Raw genomic sequence first — 1081 nt, 5'->3', positions numbered from 1 at the left:
GCCGGGTCGCGCCGCGCGCGCGGCGGGCGGGTGCGGCGGCGTCCGTACGGCCGGCGTTCACCGGGGACCGCCGCCCCGCGCGTGCCGCGGGCCTCGGCCCCGGGGGCTTCGGGAAGAGCCTCGCGAGCCGCCGCCCGGGCGCTCGCCGCGCCCGCCGCCCACCAGCCGCAGGAAGCCGAACGACAGCGCGCAGGCCACCAGGGCGAGCAGCACCGACTCCGCCGCCGCGATGTGCACGTTGTTGCTGGTGAACGCCTGGTTGTAGGCGTGCAGGTTGGGCGTGTAGCCGGAGTCGACGGCGGGCGCGAACGGGCGCAGCACCATCGGCTCGGCGAACAGCTGGAGCGTGCCGATGATGCTGAAGACGGTGGCCAGCACCAGCGCGGGCCTGATCAGCGGCAGTTTGATCCGCCACGCGACCTGCCAGGCGCTCGCCCCGTCGATCCGCGCAGCCTCGTACAGCTCCTCGGGCACGGCCTTGAGCTGGGCGATGAGGACCAGCATGTTGTAGCCGGTGAACTGCCAGGTGACGATGTTCGCCAGCGACCACAGGACGGTGCCGCGGGAGAGGAAGTCGACGTTCCAGCCCGCCGAGTGCGCGATCTCCACCAGCGGGCTGATGCCGGGCACGTACAGGAATCCCCACAGGATCGAGGCGATCACGCCGGGCACGCCGTACGGCAGGAAGAAGGCGGTGCGGAAGAAGCCGACCCAGCGCGCGGACGCCGCCTCCAGCAGCAGCGCCAGGCCGGCCGCGAGCACGATCATGAGCGGGATCTGGACGGCGCCGAAGAGCAGCACCCGCCAGAAGCCGTCCAGGAAGCGGTCGTCGTCCAGGGCGTGCCGGTAGTTGGCCAGGCCCGCCCACACGTCGTTGATCTCGCCGCCGATGCCGAGCCGCCCGGTGCGCTCGGTGCGCAGCAGGCTCTGGTAGACGGCGTAGCCGACGGGCGCGAGGAAGCACAGCCCGAACAGGCCCAGGAAGGGCAGCAGGAACCCGGCGGCCACCCGGGCGCCCGGCGTCCCGGCGCCGCCGCGCGCCCCGCGCGGGCGGCCGGTTCCGGGCGGCGCCCCGCGCGGG

1 protein-coding gene is annotated in these 1081 nt (G+C 74.4%); it reads right to left on the bottom strand.

What is annotated here, in order from left to right:
• Window positions 1-57: 57 nt before the first annotated feature.
• On the bottom strand, window positions 58-1008 hold the full coding sequence (locus RKE29_RS30055; RefSeq protein WP_312008867.1) for a sugar ABC transporter permease: 951 nt from the start codon (window positions 1006-1008) through the stop codon (window positions 58-60).
• Window positions 1009-1081: the final 73 nt, after the last annotated feature.

The sequence above is a fragment of the Streptomyces sp. B1866 genome (assembly GCF_031932565.1).
Taxonomy (GTDB): Bacteria; Actinomycetota; Actinomycetes; order Streptomycetales; family Streptomycetaceae; genus Streptomyces.
The sequence above is the reverse complement of the archived record's forward strand: the minus strand, read 5'-3'. Positions and strand labels throughout refer to the sequence as shown.